Genomic DNA, 22,162 nt, shown 5'->3' on the forward strand with positions numbered 1-22,162 from the left:
AGGAGAAAAAAGATGGATTATCGACCTCTCGGCGCCTCCGGCCTGAAAGTGCCGGCGCTTTCCTTCGGCGCCGGAACCTTTGGCGGCTCCGGTCCCCTCTTCGGCCATTGGGGCAACAGCGACGCGAAAGAGGCGCGCCGGCTGGTCGACATCTGCCTGGAGGCGGGCGTCAATCTTTTCGACACGGCCGATGTCTATTCCAACGGCGTCTCGGAAGAGGTGCTTGGCGAGGCGATCAGGGGCCGTCGCGACGCGGTGCTGATCTCGACCAAGACGTCGTTGCCGATGGGCGACGGTCCGGCCGACTGGGGCTCGTCGCGCTCCCGCCTGATCCGCTCCGTCGACGCGGCGCTGAAGCGTCTCGGCACCGACTATATCGACCTTTTGCAGCTCCATGCCTTCGACGCCTCGACACCGATCGAGGAAGTGCTGTCGGCGCTGGACGACCTCGTGCGCTCCGGCAGGCTGCGCTATGTCGGCGTCTCCAACTTCTCCAGTTGGCAGGTGATGAAATCGCTCGGCCTGGCCGACAAACACGGCTACCCGCGCTACGTCGCGCATCAGGTCTATTATTCGCTGGTGGGCCGCGACTATGAGTGGGAACTGATGCCGCTCGGCCTCGACCAGGGCGTCGGCGCCCTGGTGTGGAGTCCGCTCGGCTGGGGCCGGCTGACCGGCAAGATCCGCCGCGGCCAGCCCTTGCCGGAAAAGAGCCGGCTGCACGGCACAGCCGATTTCGGCCCGCCGGTCGAGGACGAGCATCTTTTCAAGGTGGTCGATGCGCTGGAAGCGGTCGCCGCCGAGACCGGCAAGACCGTGCCCAAGGTCGCCATCAACTGGCTCCTGCAGCGGCCGACCGTGTCGTCGGTGATCATCGGCGCGCGCAACGAGGAACAGCTCCGCCAGAACCTCGGCGCCGTCGGCTGGACGCTGACGCCCCAACAGATCAAGGCGCTCGACGAAGCGAGCGCGGTGACGGCGCCCTATCCCTACTTCCCCTATCGGCGCCAAGAAGGCTTCGCCCGGCTGAACCCGCCGGCGGTGTGATCGCCGGCGCTGAAGCTGCCCCCTCAGCGCGAGCGTGAACGCGCGAGATTAGCCGCAGCCCTCTGAACTTCGTCATCCACGGGCGAAGCAGCCGCGAAGCGGCGTCGCGAAGACCCGAGGATCCATTCCGTTACCTCGATCGTAGGCGCGGCGAGCAGAATTCTGGATCGCCGCAACGCTTCGAAGTCACGGAATGGATCCTCGGGTCTGCGCCGCGTCGCTTCGCTCCTTGCTCCGCCCGTGGATGACGAAGTCACAGGCGTTTCCGCCAAACATTCGACGTCCAGAGAACTTCTGGGCAACGCCTCAGTGCACCAGAAACTCCCCATCGACCTTCCGCCACTCATTCGGCGCGACGAGCCTCTGGTGGGTATACGTCACCGAATGCAGCGGTCCGTCGAGCTTGGTCTTCCAGAATTCGATGAAGCGGATCAGCACCGGGAATTGCGGCGCTATGTCGTAATCCTGCCAGACAAAGCTTTGCAGCAGGTGCGGGTGGTCCGGATAGTGGTAAAGGATCTTGGCCGTGGTCAGCCCATATCCCCTGAGCATCAGGTCCATTTCGGAATTGTCGCGCATTGCGTTTCCTTGGTTGATTCTCCTTCCTCCCAACGCCGAATTGTGCGCACGGTTGCTTAACCGTCTATGGTTTTTTGCGAGGTCCCTAAAAATTTTTCTCATTAAAACAGGCGGTTAGCAGCCGCCCAGCGGGAGTGCTAGTAGCCTTGGGCGCTTGCCCCTGCGTCATCCCGCCGCGCGAATCCAACGTCTAATATTGCCGCCACGACGGAACTGTTAATAATGCCCGCGAATTCGCGGCCGTTTTGCCGCGATGCCGCTGGCGGCTCAAGCCGGCGAGAGTGGTTTGGGAGGAAAGCAGGAAATGTCCGATGTGCATGTCCACCGCGTCCAGCCGGCGTGGAAGAAGAACGCGTTGATCGACAACGATACCTACCTCAAATGGTATGCCGACAGCGTGAAGAACCCGGACAAGTTCTGGGGCAAGCACGGCAAGCGCATCGACTGGTTCAAGCCTTTCACGAAGGTCAAGAACACCTCGTTCGACGGCAAGGTCTCGATCAAGTGGTTCGAGGACGGCCAGACCAACGTCTCCTACAATTGCATCGACCGGCACCTGAAGAAGCGCGGCAACCAGACCGCCATCATCTGGGAAGGCGACAATCCCTACGACGACAGGAAGATCACCTACAACGAGCTTTACGAACATGTATGCCGGCTCGCCAATGTGATGAAGAAGCACGGCGTCAAGAAGGGCGACCGCGTCACCATCTACATGCCGATGATCCCGGAAGCGGCCTATGCGATGCTCGCCTGCACCCGCATCGGCGCCATCCATTCGATCGTCTTCGGCGGCTTCTCGCCGGACGCGCTCGCCGGCCGCATCGTCGACTGCGAATCGACCTTCGTCATCACCGCCGATGAAGGTCTGCGCGGCGGCAAGACCATTCCGCTGAAGGACAATGCCGACAAGGCGATCGACATCGCCGCCAGGAACTTCGTGATGGTCAACAAGGTCGTGGTCGTGCGCCGCACCGGCGGCAAGGTCGGCTGGGCTCCCGGTCGCGACGTCTGGTATCACGACGAAGTCGCTTCGGTGAAGGCTGAATGCAAGCCGGAGAAGATGAAGGCAGAGGATCCGCTGTTCATCCTCTACACCTCCGGCTCGACCGGCAAGCCGAAGGGCGTCCTGCACACCACCGCCGGCTATCTCGTCTATGCCTCGATGACGCACCAATATGTCTTCGACTACCATGACGGCGACGTCTATTGGTGCACCGCCGATGTCGGCTGGGTGACCGGCCACAGCTATATCGTCTACGGACCTCTGGCCAACGGCGCCACCACGCTGATGTTCGAGGGCGTGCCGAACTATCCCTCCCAGGCGCGCTTCTGGGAGGTCATCGACAAGCACAAGGTCAACATCTTCTACACCGCGCCGACGGCGCTGCGCGCGCTGATGGGCGCCGGCGACGGCCATGTGAAGAAGACCTCACGCAAGTCGCTGCGCGTTCTGGGGTCGGTCGGCGAGCCGATCAACCCGGAAGCCTGGGAGTGGTATTTCAACGTCGTCGGCAACGGCAAGGTGCCGATCGTCGACACATGGTGGCAGACCGAGACCGGCGGCATCCTGATCACGCCGCTGCCCGGCGCCACGGACCTGAAAGCCGGTTCCGCCACCCGGCCCTTCTTCGGCGTTCAGCCGCAGCTGGTCGACGGTGAAGGCAAGGTGCTGGAAGGCGCCACCGACGGCAATCTGTGCATCACCGACTCCTGGCCGGGCCAGATGCGCACGGTCTATGGCGACCACGAGCGCTTCGTGCAGACCTATTTCTCGACCTACAAGGGCAAGTACTTCACCGGCGACGGCTGCCGCCGCGACGCCGACGGCTATTACTGGATCACCGGCCGCGTCGACGACGTCATCAACGTCTCCGGCCATCGCATGGGTACGGCCGAGGTCGAGTCGGCGCTGGTCAGCCACGACAAGGTTTCCGAAGCCGCGGTCGTCGGCTATCCGCACGACATCAAGGGGCAGGGGATCTACTGCTATGTTACGCTGATGGCCGGCCAGGCAGGCAGCGAGGACCTGCGCAAGGAGCTAGTCGCCCATGTGCGCAAGGAGATCGGCGCCATCGCCACGCCGGACAAGATCCAGTTCGCGCCCGGCCTGCCCAAGACCCGTTCCGGCAAGATCATGCGCCGCATCCTGCGCAAGATCGCCGAGGACGATTTCGGTTCGCTGGGCGACACCTCGACGCTCGCCGATCCGGCCGTGGTCGACGACCTCGTCGTCAACCGCCAGAACAAGAAAGGCTGATGGCCGGCGAGACGATCCTCGGCTCCGTCAGCCAGCTCTGGCGCTATCCGGCGAGCTCGCTCGCCGGCGAGCGGCTCGATGCCATTTCCGTCGGCACGACGACTGTCGATGGCGACCGGCTGTTCGGACTGGTCGATGCTTCCGACGGCGAGATCGCAAGGCCAGACCGCGAAACAAAGTGGCACAAAGTGCCGCTGATTCGCACCCGGCTGGGCGGGGCCCCGATGAGCAAGGAATGGCGCCTGGAAGTCGCCGTGCCCGGCGGCGGCTGGCTGCCGGCGCCCGACCCGGAAAGCGACCGCGCGATTTCGGCCTTCCTCGGCTTCGCGGCCTCCATCCGTCCGTTCGGCGCTGAGAACGCGGCGCCCTTCTATACCGGGCCGCTGACCGCAGCCCGCTATGCCAAGGCGCCGATCCATCTGCTCACCACTGCCTCGCTGGCCCGCCTGAAGGCCCTGCATCCGGAGGGCACGCCCGATCCGCGCCGCTTCCGGCCCAACATCGTCGTCGACATGGCGCCTGTCGAAGGCGCCTTCCCGGAGACGCGATGGATCGGCAGGAAGCTCGCGGTCGGCGATCTCGAGCTCACCGTCTCCGAACCCTGCCGCCGCTGCGGCTTCACCATCATCGCCCAGGACGGCTTCGACACCGACCCCGGCATCCTGCGCAATCTGGTGCGCCACAACGCCCACAATCTCGGCGTCTACTGCACCGTCGACCGGCCGGCGCGGATCGAGATCGGCGCGCCGATGCGCTTCGTCTGACCTGCCTCTTGTCTTTTGCTGCAACGCACCCCATCATTGGGGTGTGTTCAACAAACCGAAAGGAGGTGATCCGATGTCGAGTGATTTCGTTTTCCATAACGTGAGCTCAGCGGATTGCACTTCCGGGAAGCAGTCTTCCCGTTAAGGCGCGAGACGCGCGGCAGGCAGCCCGAAGCGGTTGCCGCCAGGAGCCGCGTCATGGACGGAAACACGGAAGGCCGCCTGCTTCGTCAAGAAGCGGCGGCCTTTTCCGTATGAGGCGTGTCTCCCGAAAGTGGGAACCGGGTTTTGGGAGACATGCGTAAAGTCAAAAACGTAAAAGCGCATGGAGCGAATCTGAAAGATCGCGACGCGCTTTGGGGTCGGCGCTGCAGGTCAGCGGCTGATTGTGAGCTTCTCGATATTGCGGCTGATTTCCCCGAAGGCATGGGACAACTCGGCGCCATTGGCGGCCTCGTAATAATGCTTGAGCGACGAGGTGTCGTCCGTCGCGCAGTCCTTCAACACGGACTTGGCCTGATCGCGTTCGGTTGCGGTCATCGCCGGATCGTTGAGATCGAAGCCGATGGTGAATATCTCGATGCCGTCGCGCTTCATGTTATCGCAGATGTTTTCGGCATTGGCGCGCGACTTCTGACCTTGATCCTGCGACCTGGACGCGCCGCGTCCGCCGGCAAAGGCGGTGTTGAACTGGCCGTCCGTCATCAGGATGGCGATCTTGGCCACCCTGTTGCGATCGAAGTTGGCGGGGCCGGCGCCTAGGCGAGCGCTCGATATGGCCGTACGCCAGGATGGCGAGAGCATGTAATAGCCCCACTGCGCGGCAATGCCGCCTGCGGTCACGCCCCCGGCCTGAAAATGTTCGATCGCCGTCACCAGCTTGTCCTCATCGGCAGTAAGCGGAACCAGAGTGCCCGTGGGGCATACCTTCACACGGTAGTCGCGGTTGACCTTGGCCAGATAGATCCTGCCCTGATTGTCGGGCCGTTGCGTGTAGGGCCCGTCCGACGAGTAATCGACGTAGCCGTCCTTGTCCTTGCGCTCGGTTGCGCAATTGTCGGACACCGTGGCAGAAACCGGCACCGCGGCATCGATCGGCGGCGGCACTTTCGCCCCCATCTCGGTCTCCACGAAGACCGTGTCGGCCAGGCGGCCGGTGTTGACGGCTTCGGCATAGGGGATGATCGACACCCGAATCCGGGGATCATTGGGGTCCCGATTCTGATCCAGGAGACCCTTGACCGTCTGTGACGCGGCGGTCCTCAGGTCGCCGATCTTGTTGGTCTTGGCGCGCCAGTCGGGAGCCATCGAACCGGTGACATCGAGCATCATCGCCACCTCCACCGTCTTGTCCGAGTAGAGCGCGGTGGTCGAAGCGGTCACGCGGCGCATGCTGTCGGTGCTGAACAGCGGAAAGAAGAGGCCGACATCGGCATGCGCATCGGCCTGCACGGTGTTGGCTGTCCTGTCGACCGTAAGCTTGTCCAGCACCACCTGGTTGGCCTGCAGGATGCCGGCGGTGCTGTTGGCGTCGAGGAATGCCTGGACCGTTTTGCTGGCTTCGGCTTCCGTGATGACGCCGAGGGTGAGATCGCGGGCCGTCGAGGTCACAGCCGCGTCGACGACGCCCTGCAAGCTCGACCTCGCATTGTAGAGTTGCGAGATGTTGACCGCGTATCCCACCCCCAGCGCGAGGACAGATACGGCAGCTCCGAACAGAATCGCGAAATTGCCTTCGCGATTCCGGCTAAAGTCGCCCACCCCACGAACGACATCTCTGAACTGCCGCATGCCTTCCGCCTCCACTGTCTGCGGCGCTGCGCCGCTCGGCAAAGGCAGTGCAGGATTTCGGCCAGAAGCCGCCGAAAGACGCTTAACAGGCAGTTAGTGCATTGTTTCTGCTTGCTTTCGGCAAAGTTGAGGGTGAACAGGAAGTAAACGAGAATGCACCGGTGAAGCCAGCTTCATGAAGCGCTTACCATGATCTCGAGGACTGTTGCGTCCGGTCTCTGTTTGGCACAATCGGGCTGTGCCGAAGCGGGTCGGCGGCTCCAATGAAACATGGTGCGGCGCAGGGGTCTGTCGAGCCTAGGCTAACATCTGCGCGCTGACCGTCCGATCGACGCCGTGATGCGGAGGATTGAAGCGATTGCCTTCCTGCTCGTAGGTCCACACCTTGAAAAGAGAGAGCCGGTGCGGACCGAAACTGTGCAGCAACGGCACGTCGGTGGCGTCGCGGCCGCGCGCGATGACGACCCGGCCGATGCGCGGCCGGTTGTGGCGCGGGTCGAACGTGTACCATTTGCCGTCGAGGAAGACTTCCATCCAGGCAGAAAAATCCATCGGGGCCGGATCGGCCGGCACGCCGATATCGCCGAGATAGCCGTTCACGTAGCGCGCCGGAATGTTCATGCATCGGCAAAGCGTGATCGCCAGATGCGCGAAATCGCGGCAGACCCCGACACGCTCCTCATGCGCCTGGGCCGCCGTGCGGGTGGCGCGAGCGTAGCCGTAGCCGAAGGAGAGCCGGCTGTTGACATAGTCGACGATCGCCTGAACGCGCGCCCAGCCGGGCGGGAACTGGCCGAAAAGCTGCCAGGCGATGCTGCCGAGGTGGTCGGTCTCGCAATAGCGGCTGCCGAGCAGATAGGTCAGCACGTCGTCGGGCAGTTCCGCGACCGGCGTTTCTCGCGCCAGCGTGTTGACCTCGTCCGTCTCGCCGCTGTCCTCGATCACCGCGTCATAGAGGATGCGGAAGCTTCCGGCGGGCGCCGTGAAGCGACGGCAGATATTGCCGTGGCGGTCGTGATAAGTCCGGGTCGGCACCGAGGGCGAGGTCAGGACCCGCGTTTGCCGCTTGATGTCGGCATGCCGGTCGGGATGGATGTCGAGAAGCGAGATGATCGGCGTCGCCGCCGCGCATTCGATGGCGATTTCATAGCCGAGCCGGATCAGCATCGCATGCCCCCTTGGTGGTTTTGGCTCCGTGGCGATTTTGGAAGACAGCCTCTTCAACGCAACGAACCGGAGGTTGTTCCCGTGCGAAATTGAAATGGTGGGTATCTCGCCTTCTCAGCCAGTGCTGGCCGGTCTAAACTGGGTACCACGTTTCGCCCTCCCCGAAAACGATTCTCCAGGAAATCCGATGTTCGCAGGCTCAAAGTTCGCCGCCTTCCTGTTCGACATGGACGGCACGGTGCTCAATTCGATCGCCGCGGCGGAACGGGTGTGGACGAAGTGGGCGGAGCGCCACGGGCTGGACATCGCCACCTTCCTGCCGACCATCCATGGCAAGCGGGCGATCGAGACGATCGGCGGATTGATGCTTCCGGGCGTCGATGTGGTTGCGGAAGCCGATGCGCTGCTCAAGGCCGAGGCGGACGACCTCGAAGGCATCGTCCCTATCCCCGGCGCCGTCTCGTTCCTGGAATCGCTGCCGCCGGAGCGCTGGGCCATCGTCACCTCGGCGCCGCGCGAGCTGGCGCTGCTGCGCATGCAGGCGGCCGGCATCCCAGTTCCCGCCATGATGGTAACGGCGGAAGACGTGACCCATGGCAAGCCGGCGCCGGATTGTTTTCTCCTGGCGGCAAAGCATCTTGGAGTCGAGGCGCGCGACTGCCTGGTCTTCGAGGATGCGCCGGCAGGCATCGCGGCGGGCGAGGCTTCCGGCGCCTCGGTGATGGTGATCAGCGCCACGCACGTCCACCCGCTCGTCACACCGCACCCGACGATCCGTTCCTATGACGAGATCGGCATTGCGGTCGACGAAAGTGGTTTCATCGTTTTGTCGCCGACACGGGCTGCGGCCTAAGGATGTGTCGGGGGTCAGGCCGGGCCGCCTGCAGGCCGGCCTCACCTGAATATCAGCACATCCGGCTAGAAGTCGCTGGTGAGGCCCTTCACCTCCCAATCGCCATAGCGGCCGGGTTCCTTGCCGCCGCGGCCGCCGATTTCCTTCGGCAATTTTGCCTCGGCCTCGCGATATTCCCTGCGCCTGGCCTCGGCCTCCGCCAGCGCGCGGCTCGCGGCCGGCGTCAGCATCTTTCGCGGCCCGTCGCCATCGCCCGCGGTTTCGGTCTTGTTGGTCAGTTCGGTCATGCGATATTCCCTGCCGATTGAAACGGAGCCCGGCCTTTCCCATCATATAGCCATGACCCCAAAAGGATCGACCCCAATTCTCCATCTCCCCGAACGGATGAAACGATGAACACGCTTCGCACCGCCATGCTGCTTGCCGCGATGACGGCGCTGTTCATGGGCGTCGGCTATCTGATCGGCGGCTCGGGCGGCATGGTCATCGCGCTTTTGATCGCCGCCGGCACCAACCTGTTCAGCTACTGGAACGCCGACAAGATGGTGCTGTCGATGAACCACGCCATCGAGGTCGACGAGAAGAATGCGCCCGAATATTACGCGATCGTCCAGGCGCTGGCCAAGCAGGCCGGCCTGCCAATGCCGAAGACCTATCTGATCGACAACCCGCAGCCCAACGCCTTCGCCACCGGCCGAAATCCCGAGAATGCCGCGGTGGCCGCGTCCACCGGCCTGCTCCAGCGCCTCTCGCACGAGGAGGTCGCGGCGGTGATGGCGCATGAGCTTGCCCATGTGCAGCATCGCGACACGCTGACCATGACGATCGTGGCGACACTTGCCGGCGCGATCTCGATGCTAGGCAACTTCGCCTTCTTCCTCGGCGGCAGCCGCGACAACAACAACCCGTTCGGCTTTGTCGGCGTGCTGGTGGCAATGCTGGTGGCGCCCTTCGCCGCCATGATCGTGCAGATGGCGGTGAGCCGCACCCGCGAATACGAGGCCGACCGGCGCGGCGCCGAGATCTGCGGCAATCCGCTGTGGCTGGCCTCGGCGCTCGCCAAGATCGCGCACGGCGCCGAACAAATCCCCAATGAGGATGCCGAGCGCAACCCGGCGATGGCGCATCTTTTCATCATCAACCCCCTGCATGCCGAGCGCATGGACAATCTGTTCTCGACCCATCCGAGCACCGAGAACCGCATCGCGGCGCTACAGGAGATGGCAAGCGAGATGGGTCGTGCGTCGCCTGCCAATCGGCGCGAGGCTTCCGCGCGGCCCATCCAGCCCGAGGAGGCGTCGGCCGGTCCATGGGGTAAGCGGACGGAACCCGCGCCGCCTGCCGGCCCGCCGCCGCCGAAACCCAATCCGTGGGGCCGCAACCCGACCGGACCGCGCCGGTCGAAAGGTCCGTGGTCGTGACGCCGCCGAGGCGCGGACAGCCAGGCAATGCGCAACACAAGGCCGGTGAGGAGATAGCCGGCCTTGCCGCGCGCAAGGCGGCGGCGCGACTGCTGGCCGCCGTCATCGATGCCCGCACGCCGCTCGATGGATTGACCGACAACGAGCACGGCCACCCGCAATACAAGGCGCTGGACGGCCGCGACCGCGCGCTGGTGCGCGCCATCCTGGTGACCGCGCTGCGCCATCGCATGACCATTGCCGGGCTGCTGTCCAGGCGGTTGGAAAAGCCCTTGCCGGCCAATGCCACGGCACTCTCGCATATCCTCAATGTCGCCGCCGCGCAGATCCTGTTCCTCGACGTTCCGGACAGCGCCGCCGTCGACCTTGCCGTCACCCACGCCAAATCCGATCCGCGCACCACCCGCTTCTCCGGCCTCGTCAATGGCGTGCTGCGTTCGCTGGCCCGCGCCAAGGACGCCGAGCTTGCCCGGGCGCTTGCCGCCACCAGCGAGGCGCCGCAATGGTTTGCCGAGCGGCTGACCGCCGCCTACGGAGCCGACAAGGCGCACGCCATCCTTGCCGCGCATCGCCACGAGGCGCCGGTCGATTTCACCGTCAAGGCCGATCCAGCGCTTTGGGCCGAGCGCCTGGGCGGCATCGTTCTGCCGACCGGCACCGTGCGTGTCGAAAAGCTGTCGGCCAATGTCATCGACCTGCCCGGCTTCGCCGACGGCGCCTGGTGGGTGCAGGACACGGCCGCAAGCCTGCCGGCGCGCCTGTTCGGCGACATAAGCGGAAAACGCGTCGCCGACCTCTGCGCCGCGCCCGGCGGCAAGACGGCGCAGCTTATCCTGGCCGGCGCCGACGTCACCGCTGTCGACACCTCGAAGAACCGGCTGGCGCGGCTGAAGCAGAATCTCGACCGCCTCGGCCTGACGGCCGATCTGGTCCAGACTGACCTCCTGGATTACCGGCCGGCGGACCTGTTCGACGCCGTGCTGCTCGACGCGCCCTGCTCCTCGACCGGGACTGTGCGTCGCCATCCCGATGTGCCCTGGACCAAGACCATGGCGGATGTCGAAAAGCTCGCCGATCTCCAGCGTCGCCTCCTTGCCCATGCCGTCGGTTTCGTCAGGCCCGGCGGCCGCATCGTCTTTTCCAACTGCTCGCTCGACCCGATCGAAGGCGAAGAACTCTATCGTGCCTTCCTTGCCGAAACCCCCGGGGTGATCGACGACCCGATCCGCCCGGGCGAGTTCGCCGAGGTCGACCCTTTCCTCACCCCTGCGGGCGCGCTGCGCACGACGCCCGCCGACCTAATGCTTGAATCGCCGGGGATTTCCGGTCTGGACGGCTTCTTCGCGGCCCGGATGAGACGGGCTGGTTGAGTCGTTATCCCGCAAAAACGTGCTGACTTTTTTAGGGATCGGTACCGGCAAAGCGGCGTGAAGTGGTTCACTTCGGCGAAATCCGCCTTCGCATAAGTTCTTGAATCGCATAAGCTTGCGCTTGGGTAATGGGGACATCTGGAGGGCTATTGGCACTTGTTGCCGGCAACACGACGCGTCTATGGACGCTCGTCGCGAAGGAGTTCTGGCGCAAGACGCGCCGGCGTTTGCGCGCCGGTCCGGTCTATCGCTGGCGCTATTCCGGCCGCACGCCCGAACGCGTCCTGATCGCCCCGCCGGATTTGCGGCTCGCCGATCCGCAAATCGCCCTGGAGATTTATTACGGCCGCTACCCGCTGTCCGGCCATCTGGTCGAGACCGGCGGCACCTCGCCCTTTCAGCTCGACGTGCCCAATCGCGGCTGGCAGAAATCGCTGCATGGCTTCCGCTGGCTGCGCCACATGCGCGCCGCCGGCACCGAGCTCGCCGCCGCCAATGCGAGAGCCCTGGTGACCGACTGGATTGCCATGCACGGCAACCAGATTTCGGGCATCGCCTGGGAGCCGGGAACGACGGCCAAGCGCGTGATCGCCTGGCTGCAGCATTCCTCGGTGGTGCTGCAAGGCGCCGAATTCCCGTTCTATCGCGCCTTCCTCAAATCGCTTGCCGTGCAGATTCGCTACCTGCGCTCGGTCGCGCGTGAGATGCCGGAGGGCGAGGCCAGGCTGCGCGCCCGCATCGCGCTCGCCTTCGCCGCGCTGTCGCTGCCGGCGCCGGCTTCGGCGCTGCGTTCGGCGACGCGCAACCTGGCCGAGGAGCTGGAGCATCAAATCCTGCCCGATGGCGGCCACATCTCGCGCAAACCGATGGCGGTGCTGGAGCTGCTCGCCGATCTCCTGCCGCTGCGCCAGACCTATGCCAACCAGGCCGAGGCGCCGCCGGCGGCCCTGATCGGCGCCATCGACCGCATGTTGCCGGCGCTGCGCTTCTTCCGCCATCAGGACGGCAGCCTTGCCCGCTTCAACGGCATGGGCGCCACCATCCATGACCGCATCGCCACCATCTTGCGCCATGACGACACGGTGGGCGCGCCGCTGCTGCACGCGCCGCATTCCGGCTATGAGCGCCTTTCGATGGGCGGCGTGACGGTGATCGCCGACACCGGCCTGCCGCCGCCGATCGACGTCTCCAATGCCGCGCATGCCGGCTGTCTTGCCTTCGAGCTTTCGTCCGGGCGCCAGCACTTCATCGTCAATGCCGGCATCGATACGTATGGCGCCCCGGAATTCCGGCCTCTGGCGCGCGCCACCGCGGCGCATTCGACCGCCACGATCAACGACACCTCGTCGGCGCGCTTCAGCCACTCGCTGCGCGTCAGCGACCTTTTGGGCTCGCCGCTGATCGGCGGCCCGCAGCATGTGCCCTGCAAGCGCCTCGACCAGAAGGGCATGCAGGGCTTCGTCGCCCGCCATGACGGCTACCTTCAGCAATTCGGCTTCCTGCATGAGCGCGAGCTGAAGCTTGGCACGAACGGCAACGTGCTTGCCGGGCGAGACCGGTTCCTGCGCCCGGGCAATGCCGCGATCCGCAACAACGGCCGCGACTTCGTCACGGTGCGCTTCCACGTCCACCCCGATATTAGCCTGCTGCAGGACGATCACGACCGGCTGACCCTTGCCGCCGCGCAGGGCGACAGCTGGGTCTTCACCTGCGCCGAAGTGGTGCCGGAGGTCGAGGAATCGATCTATTTCGCCGGCCTGAGCGGTCCGCGCCGCAGCCGGCAGATCGTGCTCGCCTTCAAGGCCTCGGAGATTACCGAGGTCCACTGGCAGCTGACCCGCACCATTATCGCCGGCTATCCCGAAAACAACTGAGCCTGCCCGGCAAACGCGGCTGCGCGCCATGATCCCGGATTCACTTGATTTCCGGGGCTCATATGCTAGGGCCGGCCAACGTCCCTTCCAACAGCTCTGAAAGGCCGCCCGCCATGGCCGTGCCCACAAAAAACATTCCGGCGCCGGATCTCGTTCCGGTGCGCCGCGCGCTGCTTTCCGTCTTCGACAAGACCGGGCTGGTCGACTTTGCCAAGGCGCTCGCCGCTGCCGGCGTCGAGCTGGTCTCTACCGGCGGCACGGCCAAGACCATCGCCGAGGCCGGCCTTGCGGTGCGCGACGTTTCCGAGCTAACCGGCTTTCCCGAAATCATGGACGGTCGGGTGAAGACCTTGCATCCTTCGGTGCATGGCGCGCTGCTTGGCATCCGCGACGATGCCGAGCATGCCAAGGCCATGCGCGACCACCACATCGAGCCGATCGACCTGGTCGTCTCGAACCTCTATCCGTTCGAGGAGGTGCGCCGCTCCGGCGCCGGCTATGCCTCGATCGTCGAGAATATCGACATCGGCGGGCCGGCGATGATCCGCGCCTCGGCCAAGAACCACGCCTATGTCGCCATCGTCACCGACCCGGCCGACTATGCTTCAGTGGTCAACGCATTGGAGATGAATCTCGGCTCGCTGTCGCTCGATTTCCGCAAGAAGCTGGCGGCCAAGGCCTTTGCCCGCACCGCCACCTATGACGCGGCGATTTCCGGATGGTTCGCCGAGGAACTCCAGATCGAGCACCCGACATGGCGCGCGTTCGGCGGCCGGCTCGACCAGGTGATGCGCTATGGCGAGAACCCGCATCAGAATGCAGGGTTCTATCTCTCGGGCGACAAGCGGCCGGGCGTCGCCACCGCCAGGCAATTGCAGGGCAAGCAGCTCTCCTACAACAACATCAACGACACCGACGCCGCCTTCGAGCTGGTCGGCGAGTTCGATTCGGCCCGCTCAGCGGCGATCGCCATAATCAAGCACGCCAACCCCTGTGGCGTCGCCGAAGGCTCGTCGCTGAAGGCGGCCTACGCCAAGGCGCTGGCCTGCGACCCGGTCTCGGCCTTCGGCGGCATCGTCGCCATGAACCGCATCCTCGATGCGGAAGCCGCGGAAGAGATCGTGAGAACCTTCACCGAGGTCATCATCGCGCCGGACGCCACCGACGAAGCCGCCGCGATCGTCGCGGCTAAGAAGAATTTGCGCCTGCTGGTCACCGGCGGCCTGCCCGACCCGCGCGCGGCCGGCACGACGGCGAAGTCGGTCGCCGGCGGATTGCTTGTGCAAAGCCGCGACAATGCCGTGGTCGACGACCTCGAATTGAAAGTGGTGACGAAGCGCGCGCCGACGCCGGCGGAACTGGCCGACCTCAAATTCGCCTTCCGCGTCGCCAAGCACGTCAAGTCCAACGCCATCGTCTATGCCAGGGACGGCGCGACGGTCGGCATCGGCGCCGGCCAGATGAGCCGCGTCGATTCCTCGCGCATCGCCGCCCGCAAGGCGCTGGACGCGGCGGCAGCCGCCGGCCTCGCCGAACCGCTGACCAAGGGTTCGGTCGTCGCCTCGGACGCCTTCTTCCCCTTCGCCGACGGGCTCTTGTCGGCGATCGAGGCCGGCGCCACGGCGGTGATCCAGCCCGGCGGCTCGATGCGCGACGACGACGTCATCGCCGCCGCCGACGAGCACAGCATCGCCATGGTGTTCACCGGTGTAAGGCATTTCAGGCATTGAGCGATCTTCCCCTTCTCCCCTTGTGGGAGAAGGTGGATCGGCGCGCAGCGCCGAGACGGATGAGGGGTGTTCCAGCGGAGTGAGACGTCGGAAAACTGAAAGATACCAGGCGCTTACTTCTTCCGCGCAGCGATCCTTCCAGCACCCCTCATCCGTCGCCTTCGGCGACACCTTCTCCCACAAGGGGAGAAGGAAACAGCGCTACCGCTTGTCCGCCGGATAGGGCGTCCCCGCCAGTATCGCCATGCCGATGCCTAGGAACAGGATGATCGCCGCCATGCCGAGCCGCGGCGAATCGCTCATCGTGGTGATGCTTGCAATCATGAAGGGCGCCAGGAAGCTGGTCGCCCGCCCCGCCAATGCGTAGATGCCGAAATAGCGGCCGGACTCGGCGGCGGTGACGCTGCGCGCCATGTAGGATCGTGACGAGGCCTGCACCGGCCCGAAGGCGAGCCCGATCAGCAGCCCGTACAGGATATAGGCCTTTTCGGCCGCGGTGCCGAACAGTCCGCCGGAATCGGTTGTCGGCAGCGGGATCAGGCCGAGCAGCGTGAAGCCCGGGCCGGTCGAGACGACGCCGATCGTGGCGACCGACAGCATCACCAGCGAGATCATCACGACATGCTTCGAGCCGAGCGCGGTATCGAGCCGCGCCGCGATCCAGCAGCCGAAGATGGCTACGATGTTGAGGATGATGCCGAACATGCCGATCTCGGTGATCGACCAGTGGAACATGCCGGCCGCGAATGTGCCGCCGAGCGCCAGCAGCGCATTGACGCCGTCCTGATAGATCATGCGCGCAAGCAGGAAGCGCAGGATGCCGCTGCGCTGGCGCACCTCGGCGAGCGTGGACTTCAGTTCGGACAAGCCCTCGCGCACCGCTGGTCCGATCGGGATTCCCTTGGTGGCGTCGGGCGTGAAGAAGAACATCGGCAGGATGAACAGGAAATACCAGCCGGCCGACATCGGCCCGGTGAAGCGCGCATCCTCGCCGAGCTTCGGGTCCAGCCCGAACAGCGGATCGAGGCCGATGAGGGTCTTGCCGGTTTCGAGATTGCCGGCCAGGAACAGCACGACGAAGATCAGCGCCACCATGCCGCCGAGATAGCCGAGTCCCCAGGCGACGTTGGAAATGCGGCCGATCTCCTCCTTCGGCACCAGTCGCGGCATCATGGAATCGTTGAACACGGTGGAGAATTCGGCCGCAACCGAGGCCAGCGAAAACAACAGCACGACCAGGAACAGGTTCGAGCCGGGTGCGGCGAACCACAGCAGGCTGAGGCTGACGATCTTGATCGTTGCGAAGAAGGCGATCCAGGGCTTGCGCGGCCCGGTCTGGTCGGCGATCGAGCCGAGCACCGGCGACAGCACCGCGATGACCAGGCCCGCCGCGGCGATGCCGTAACCCCAGGCAGCCTGCCCGGCGGTCGGGTCGCTCGCCATGCGCGAGACGAAATAGGGGCCGAAGATGAAGGTGGTGACGACGGTGAAGAAAGGCTGGGCCGCCCAGTCGAAGAACATCCAGCCCCAGATGCCGCGCCCCGATGCCCGCTGCACTGTCTCTACTGCCGCCATGCTGATTCCCTCGGGCCGCTCGCGCCGGGCGCCATGTCTGCATGTTTTCCGGCGGTGGCGCAACAAGCGCCAGTTCCTCGCCCCACGAAGTGGGGAGAGGTGGCTCGGCGAAGCCGAGACGGAGAGGGGAATGCGGCGGGCTGTGGCAGGTTGATCAGTCGAGAAGGGCCTTCGCCCTGCGAAGCCCCTCTCCGGCCGCTACGCGGCCACCTCTCCCCCGCCTTTGGCGGAGGCGAGGAACAGCAGCTCACATCCCCGTCAGGTCGGTCATCAGCCCGGACGCCACCGACAGCCGCGACACGGTGATGTCGCCGCCTTCGGTCAGCGCCTGCAGCCGCTCGCGGATGCGGGCGATGCGCTCGCCGCCGGCTTCCAGCCACGCCGAGACCGGATCCGCCGCCGCGCCATGCGCCGTCAGAGCCGCCACCGCGATGCCGCGACGCGCGACGCCGATCGTGTCGGTCGCGCGTGACAGCGCCAGCTGGTCGTAGTAGTCGGGCGGCATGATCGAGCGCGCCGCTTCCTCGACGCGCGGGATGCGGAAGGCGTCGCTGACGGCGAAGAAGGCCTTGGCCGCGCTGACGATGTCGGCATTGGCGGTGCGCGCGGTGAGCGCGATGTCGGGGATCAGCTCGGCCACCTCGGCCAAAGCGAGCTGCCCGGCGAGCTTCTCCGGCGCGCCACCCTTGAACAGGCCTTGCCGCCGCTCCTCGATGCGCTCGCGCGAGAAGGCCGGCAGCAGCGAGACGAGCTTCGGCTCGAGCGCCTTGCGGGCCTCTTGCAGCTCGTCGATCCGCTGGCCGAGCGGCGCGGAGCCGGCTTCGTTCTTCAGGTACCAGCCACTGGTTACAAAGATGAGCCGGCTGACGGACTGGTAGAGATCGAGCTGGATCTGACCGTCGATCTGGTTGTCGAGCGCGTCGATCTCGCGATAGAGCGCCGGCAGCGCAAAGCCGTCGCGAACCACGGCGAAGGTGCGCACGACATCGGCCGCCGGCCGGCCGGTGGCTTCCTGCAGCCGGTTGACGAAGGATGGCCCACCGCGATTGACGAGATCGTTGGCGACGACGCGGGCGATGATCTCGCGCCGGAGCCGATGGTCGCGGATCTCGCCGGCGAATTTCTTGGCCATGCGCTCCGGGAAATAGCCCATCAGGTCGCGGTCGAAATGCGGCTCGTCCGGCACGTCGCTGGCGACGATGTCGGAGAACAGCACGATCTTGGCATAGGCGAGCAGCACGCCGAGCTCGGCCCTGGTCAGCGGCTCGCCGCGCGCCTCGCGCTCGGCGAGCGCCGCCGGCGAAGGCAGCGTCTCGACGGCGCGGTCGAGCAGGCCGCGCGCCTCCAGCGCTGTCATGAAGCGGGCCTGGTGCGCGATGTCGGCCAGGCCCCGCTTGCGCGCGAGCGACAGCGCCAGCGTCTGCTGGTAGTTGTTGAAGAGCACCAGCGCGCTCACCTCGTCGGTCATCTCGGCGAGCAGCTTGTTGCGCGCCGGCCGCGTCAGCGAGCCCTTGCGCATGGCGGAAGCCAGCGCGATCTTGATGTTGACCTCGACGTCGGAGCAGTTGACGCCGCCCGAATTGTCGATGGCGTCCGAGTTGCAGCGGCCGCCATTCATGCCGAACTCGATGCGCGCCCGCTGCGTGACGCCGAGATTGGCGCCCTCCCCGATGACTTTCGCCCGGACATCGAGCGCGGTGACGCGGATGGCGTCGTTGGCGCGGTCGCCGACATCCTGATTGCTTTCGCCGGAAGCCCGCACATAGGTGCCGATACCGCCGAACCACAAAAGGTCGACCGGCGCCTTGAGGATGGCGCTCATGATCTCGACCGGCGTCGCCGTGGTCTTGGCGAGCCCGATCGCGGCGGCGGCCGCCTGCGGCAGCGTGATCGATTTCTGGTTGCGCGAGACGATGACGCCGCCTTCCGACAGCTTCGACTTGTCGTAGTCCTGCCAGGACGAGCGCGGCAGGGCGAACATGCGCTGGCGCTCGGCCAGGGAGGCCGCCATGTCCGGATCGGGATCGATGAAGATGTCGCGATGATCGAAGGCGGCGATCAGCCTGATGGCGGGCGACAACAGCATGCCGTTGCCGAACACGTCGCCCGACATGTCGCCGACGCCGACCACGCTGAAGGGCTCAGCCTTGATGTCGCGGTTCATCTCGCGGAAATGCCGCTTCACCGCTTCCCAGGCGCCCTTGGCGGTGATGCCCATCTTCTTGTGGTCGTAGCCGGCCGAACCGCCGCTGGCGAAGGCATCGTCCAGCCAGAAGTGATGCTTCTCCGAAATGGCGTTGGCGGTGTCGGAGAAGGTCGCCGTGCCCTTGTCGGCGGCGACGACGAAATAGGGATCGTCAGGATCGCGCCGCACCACGCCGGCTGGCGGAATGACCCCGTCGACGCCGATATTGTCGGTGATCGACAACAGGCTGGAGACGAAGTTCTTGTAGGCCGAGGTGCCGGCCTCGAAGATGGCGTCGCGCCCGGCGCTCATCGGCAGCTTCTTCGGATAGAAGCCGCCCTTGGCGCCGACCGGCACGATGACCGCGTTCTTGACCTGCTGCGCCTTCACCAGACCCAGCACCTCGGTGCGGTAGTCCTGGGCGCGGTCCGACCAGCGCAGGCCGCCTCGCGCCACCGGGCCGAAACGCAGATGCACGCCCTCGACCTCGGAGCCGTAGACGAAGATCTCGCGCCATGGGCGCGGCGCCGGCAATCCCTCGACCGCCTGCGAGTCGAGCTTGATTGCGAGCGACTGCCCCTTCGCTTTCGTATCGGCGACGAAATGATTGGTGCGCAGCGAGGCTTCGATGAGGTTGAGGTAGCGGCGGATGATGGTGTCGTCATCGATATTGGGCACCTCTTCCAGCGCGTCCCTGATCTTGGCCTTGAGGTGCTTGGCCGCCACCGCGCCGTCGCCTTCCGCCGCCGGCCCGAGCCGGGCGACGAACAGCGAATGCAGGCCGCGCGCGATCTCCGGATAACGGTTGAGCGCGGCGGCGATGAAATCCTGGCTCTGCGGAATGCCGGCCTGCTGCAGATAGCGGCCATAGGCGCGCAGGATGGTGATCTCGCCCGACCACAGGCCGGCGGTCTGCGCCAGGCCGTTATAGCCATCATTGTCGACGTCGCCGCGCCAGACCGAGAGGAAGGCATCCTCGAACAGCGCCCCGCCATGGGCGAGGTTGATTGGGTTGCCGTAGCTGTTCTCCAGCTCCATGTCGTGGATGAAGACCGTTGCAGCCGGGTCGCCGGCGACCTCGAAGGTGCGCTCGCTGATGACGCGGAAGCCGATATTTTCCAGCACCGGCACGCGCCGCGACAGCGCCACCGGGCTGCCATGGTGGTAGATCTTCAGCGCCGCCTGGTTCGGCTTCTGGTCGGCATGGCGGTAATAGTCGATGGCGATCGGATTGCCGGCGCTGATTTTGGCGATGCGCCCGGCATCGGCCAGCGCCACGGCGGCCGAGAAGCTATCGCGGTAACTTTCGGGGAACCGCGCCGCGATCGCCTTCAGCGCCGGATCGCTGCCGGCCGCTTCCGCCGCCTCGGAGAGCGCGTCTTGCCAGGTGCGCACGATGTCGCGGATCGCCGCCTCGATCGTCGACTGCTCGATCTTCGGCGTCTTGCCGCCGGAACGGCCGATGATGAAATGCACGCGCGCCAACCCGCCTTCCGGGAAGGCCGGGTAATAGGCCGACAGCCGACCTTCGAAGACGGTCTTGAGATAGGCGCCGATCTTCTCGCGCACGACACTGTCATAGCGGTCGCGCGGCACGAAAACGAGGATCGAAACGAAACGGTCGAACTGGTCGGCGCGCACCAGCGCTCTGATCCGCGGCCGCTCGACCAGCCCGAGAATGGCATTGGCATGCTTTCTCAGGACCGGCACCGGAACCTGGAAGAACTCATCGCGCGGATAGCTCTCCAGCACGTTGATCAGCGCCTTGCCGGAATGGTCGTTTGGATTGAAACCCGACTTGGCGATGATCGTTTCGGCCTTCGAGCGCAGATAAGGGATCTTCATCACCGAGCGCGTGTAGGCGGTCGAGGTGAAAAGGCCGACGATGCGCAGCTCGCCCGCCAGCGCGCCTTTCGCCGTGTAGGTCTTGACGCCGACATAGTCGAGATAGATGCGGCGGTGCACCAGGGACTTGGCGTTCGCCTTGGTGACGATCAACGGCTCCGGTCCATGCAAGAAGGCGCGGATCTCCGGCGTCGTCGTCACCGCCTCGGTGCCGCGCCGCAGCACCAGCACATCGGGATCCGCCAGGATGCCGAGCCCTGGCTTGTCGGCGCGCTCGAGCGAGCCGCTCTCCTCGCCGCCGACATATTTGAACTCGCGCATGCCGAGGAAGGTGAAATTGTCGTCGCGCAGCCATTCGAGGAAGGCGATCGCCTCGGCGACGCTCTTCTTGTCGAGCGGCACCGCGGAATAGCGGAACTCGGAAATCGCCTGGTCGAGGCGGGCGAGCATACGCTTCCAGTCGACGACCGCGGCCCGGACCTGGGAGAGCATCTTGCGCAGCCGCTCGGTAAGGCTCTTCGCCTCCTCCGCGGTCAGCCTTGGAATGTGGACGTGGACAACGCTCAGCCGCTCGTGCTCGTCATCCTCCTTGCCACCGTCGCCCAGAACCTCTACGACGCCGGCCTTGCCGTGACGGACGGTAACAATCGGATGGGTGACCAGCGTCGGCTGGCCGCTCGTCTCGGTGATCTCGCCCAGGATGGAATCGAACAGGAACGGCATGTTGTCGTTGACGACCGTGATGACCGTGACCGGCCGGCCGTCGCAGGCAACCCCCGAATCGGCATCGACGGCGACGACGCTTTCGCCCTTCCTGTGGCTGGCCACCGCTCGGGCTGCGAGCTCGCCTGCGCGTTCCAGGTCGGCCGCGTCATAGGCCGCGATATCCTCGGCGGGCGCCCGGGCAAGCAGATAATCGGCAAGCCTTGCCGGCTTCTCCTCCGCTTTCAAGGCGGCGGCTTTCTTCTTCGGCTTGGATTTCACGCTGGCCATGACGCTTCTTCCCTCCCGTCTTATGCTTTTGTGGCTATCGTAGCAGATGACCGCCGTTTCGCGACAAAGGTTTGACGACGCATAAAAAAATTCGAACTGACGCCATCGGCCTGCAAGGAGAACCCATATGACCGGCAAAATAACCGCGCTTGAGCTTGTCCAGGCGGAGCTGAGCGAGTCGACGAAAGCCTATTTCGCCAAATGCGAGGAGAAGCTCGGCCTCGTGCCCAACGTGCTGCTCGCCTACGCCTTCGACGAGAAGAAGCTGCGCGCCTTCACCGACATGTACAACGATCTGATGCTGGGCGATTCGGGCCTGTCGAAGCTGGAGCGCGAGATGATCGCGGTCGCCGTCTCCTCGATCAACCATTGCTATTACTGCCTCACCGCGCATGGCGCGGCGGTGCGTCAGCTGTCGGGCGAGCCGGCGCTGGGCGAGATGATGGCGATGAATTTCCGCGCCACCGATCTGTCGGACCGCCAGCGCGCCATGCTCGAATTCGCCGTGAAGCTGACGGAGGAGCCGGCCAGGATTGTGGAAGCCGACCGAGCCGCCTTGCGCCAGGCCGGCTTTTCGGACCGCGACATCTGGGACATCGCCTCGACCGCCGCGTTCTTCAATATGTCGAACCGCGTGGCCGCCGCGGTCGACATGCGGCCAAATCCCGAATACCACGCCATGGCGCGATAGCGGCCGCTGTCATTATA

Annotated in this window: 15 protein-coding genes; 9 read left to right on the forward strand and 6 right to left on the reverse strand. The window is 65.2% G+C overall.

Annotation, left to right across the window (positions count from 1 at the left end):
- Positions 1-12: 12 nt before the first annotated feature.
- Positions 13-1,047 (forward strand): aldo/keto reductase, encoded by a 1,035-nt coding sequence (locus tag EJ068_RS13600; RefSeq protein ID WP_127249869.1) that lies wholly within the window; start codon positions 13-15, stop codon positions 1,045-1,047.
- Positions 1,048-1,353: 306 nt separating this feature from the next.
- Here the strand turns inward: EJ068_RS13600 and EJ068_RS13610 are convergent, their stop codons facing one another.
- Positions 1,354-1,626 (reverse strand): usg protein, encoded by a 273-nt coding sequence (locus tag EJ068_RS13610; RefSeq protein WP_126063777.1) that lies wholly within the window; start codon positions 1,624-1,626, stop codon positions 1,354-1,356.
- Between the two features lie 304 nt (positions 1,627-1,930).
- On the opposite strand from EJ068_RS13610, the gene acs reads away from it, so the two are divergent.
- The gene (acs, locus tag EJ068_RS13615) at positions 1,931-3,886 is read left to right on the forward strand and encodes an acetate--CoA ligase (protein ID WP_127249868.1); all 1,956 of its coding nucleotides are present in this window, start codon (positions 1,931-1,933) and stop codon (positions 3,884-3,886) included.
- Complete coding sequence (locus EJ068_RS13620; protein ID WP_127249867.1) at positions 3,886-4,650, forward strand: MOSC domain-containing protein; 765 nt, start codon at positions 3,886-3,888, stop codon at positions 4,648-4,650. The genes acs and EJ068_RS13620 overlap by 1 nt, the downstream gene beginning before the upstream one ends.
- A 375-nt stretch (positions 4,651-5,025) precedes the next feature.
- Here EJ068_RS13620 and EJ068_RS13625 read toward each other — a convergent pair whose 3' ends face one another.
- On the reverse strand, positions 5,026-6,441 hold the full coding sequence (locus tag EJ068_RS13625) for a pilus assembly protein (RefSeq protein ID WP_127249866.1): 1,416 nt from the start codon (positions 6,439-6,441) through the stop codon (positions 5,026-5,028).
- 297 nt (positions 6,442-6,738) lie between these two features.
- Positions 6,739-7,608, reverse strand: coding sequence for a transglutaminase family protein (locus EJ068_RS13630; RefSeq protein WP_127249865.1), 870 nt, complete (start codon positions 7,606-7,608; stop codon positions 6,739-6,741).
- Positions 7,609-7,795: 187 nt separating this feature from the next.
- On the opposite strand from EJ068_RS13630, the gene EJ068_RS13635 reads away from it, so the two are divergent.
- Entirely contained in the window at positions 7,796-8,461 is a 666-nt protein-coding gene (locus tag EJ068_RS13635; RefSeq protein WP_127249864.1) for an HAD-IA family hydrolase, read from the forward strand.
- A gap of 65 nt (positions 8,462-8,526) precedes the next feature.
- Here EJ068_RS13635 and EJ068_RS13640 read toward each other — a convergent pair whose 3' ends face one another.
- Positions 8,527-8,748 (reverse strand): DUF1674 domain-containing protein, encoded by a 222-nt coding sequence (locus EJ068_RS13640; protein WP_126080561.1) that lies wholly within the window; start codon positions 8,746-8,748, stop codon positions 8,527-8,529.
- 105 nt (positions 8,749-8,853) lie between these two features.
- On the opposite strand from EJ068_RS13640, the gene htpX reads away from it, so the two are divergent.
- The 4 genes from htpX (at position 8,854) to purH (ending at position 14,856) form a co-directional block, all read left to right on the forward strand.
- Positions 8,854-9,882: a zinc metalloprotease HtpX gene (gene htpX / locus EJ068_RS13645; RefSeq protein ID WP_127249863.1), complete on the forward strand. Its 1,029-nt coding sequence runs from the start codon at positions 8,854-8,856 to the stop codon at positions 9,880-9,882.
- Positions 9,873-11,252 (forward strand): RsmB/NOP family class I SAM-dependent RNA methyltransferase, encoded by a 1,380-nt coding sequence (locus tag EJ068_RS13650; protein WP_189341952.1) that lies wholly within the window; start codon positions 9,873-9,875, stop codon positions 11,250-11,252. Before htpX ends, EJ068_RS13650 begins: the two co-directional genes overlap by 10 nt.
- Before the next feature lie 149 nt (positions 11,253-11,401).
- Entirely contained in the window at positions 11,402-13,126 is a 1,725-nt protein-coding gene (locus tag EJ068_RS13655) for a heparinase II/III family protein (RefSeq protein WP_127249861.1), read from the forward strand.
- 113 nt (positions 13,127-13,239) lie between these two features.
- Complete coding sequence (gene purH, locus EJ068_RS13660; protein ID WP_127249860.1) at positions 13,240-14,856, forward strand: bifunctional phosphoribosylaminoimidazolecarboxamide formyltransferase/IMP cyclohydrolase; 1,617 nt, start codon at positions 13,240-13,242, stop codon at positions 14,854-14,856.
- Positions 14,857-15,057: 201 nt separating this feature from the next.
- On the opposite strand, the gene EJ068_RS13665 is transcribed toward purH, so the two are convergent.
- Both EJ068_RS13665 and EJ068_RS13670 read right to left on the reverse strand, forming a co-directional pair.
- A complete protein-coding gene (locus tag EJ068_RS13665; RefSeq protein WP_127249859.1) occupies positions 15,058-16,431 on the reverse strand; it encodes an MFS transporter in 1,374 nt (457 codons plus the stop codon).
- Positions 16,432-16,678: 247 nt separating this feature from the next.
- Complete coding sequence (locus tag EJ068_RS13670) at positions 16,679-21,454, reverse strand: NAD-glutamate dehydrogenase (RefSeq protein WP_127385966.1); 4,776 nt, start codon at positions 21,452-21,454, stop codon at positions 16,679-16,681.
- 127 nt (positions 21,455-21,581) lie between these two features.
- Here EJ068_RS13670 and EJ068_RS13675 point away from each other — a divergent pair, with 127 nt between their 5' ends.
- Complete coding sequence (locus tag EJ068_RS13675; protein WP_128314964.1) at positions 21,582-22,145, forward strand: peroxidase-related enzyme; 564 nt, start codon at positions 21,582-21,584, stop codon at positions 22,143-22,145.
- Positions 22,146-22,162 lie beyond the last annotated feature (17 nt).

Source organism: Mesorhizobium sp. M2A.F.Ca.ET.043.02.1.1, from assembly GCF_003952405.1.
Lineage (GTDB): Bacteria > Pseudomonadota > Alphaproteobacteria > Rhizobiales > Rhizobiaceae > Mesorhizobium.

Bases quoted from the DNA above. Each gene is read 5' to 3' on its own strand.
- htpX (WP_127249863.1), top strand. From the start codon at position 8,854: ATGAACACGCTTCGCACCGCCATGCTGCTTGCCGCGATGACGGCGCTG.
- purH (WP_127249860.1), top strand. From the start codon at position 13,240: ATGGCCGTGCCCACAAAAAACATTCCGGCGCCGGATCTCGTTCCGGTG.
- EJ068_RS13600 (WP_127249869.1), top strand. From the start codon at position 13: ATGGATTATCGACCTCTCGGCGCCTCCGGCCTGAAAGTGCCGGCGCTT.
- EJ068_RS13630 (WP_127249865.1), bottom strand. From the start codon at position 7,608: ATGCTGATCCGGCTCGGCTATGAAATCGCCATCGAATGCGCGGCGGCG.
- acs (WP_127249868.1), top strand. From the start codon at position 1,931: ATGTCCGATGTGCATGTCCACCGCGTCCAGCCGGCGTGGAAGAAGAAC.
- EJ068_RS13675 (WP_128314964.1), top strand. From the start codon at position 21,582: ATGACCGGCAAAATAACCGCGCTTGAGCTTGTCCAGGCGGAGCTGAGC.
- EJ068_RS13635 (WP_127249864.1), top strand. From the start codon at position 7,796: ATGTTCGCAGGCTCAAAGTTCGCCGCCTTCCTGTTCGACATGGACGGC.
- EJ068_RS13620 (WP_127249867.1), top strand. From the start codon at position 3,886: ATGGCCGGCGAGACGATCCTCGGCTCCGTCAGCCAGCTCTGGCGCTAT.
- EJ068_RS13670 (WP_127385966.1), bottom strand. From the start codon at position 21,454: ATGGCCAGCGTGAAATCCAAGCCGAAGAAGAAAGCCGCCGCCTTGAAA.
- EJ068_RS13610 (WP_126063777.1), bottom strand. From the start codon at position 1,626: ATGCGCGACAATTCCGAAATGGACCTGATGCTCAGGGGATATGGGCTG.
- EJ068_RS13625 (WP_127249866.1), bottom strand. From the start codon at position 6,441: ATGCGGCAGTTCAGAGATGTCGTTCGTGGGGTGGGCGACTTTAGCCGG.
- EJ068_RS13640 (WP_126080561.1), bottom strand. From the start codon at position 8,748: ATGACCGAACTGACCAACAAGACCGAAACCGCGGGCGATGGCGACGGG.
- EJ068_RS13665 (WP_127249859.1), bottom strand. From the start codon at position 16,431: ATGGCGGCAGTAGAGACAGTGCAGCGGGCATCGGGGCGCGGCATCTGG.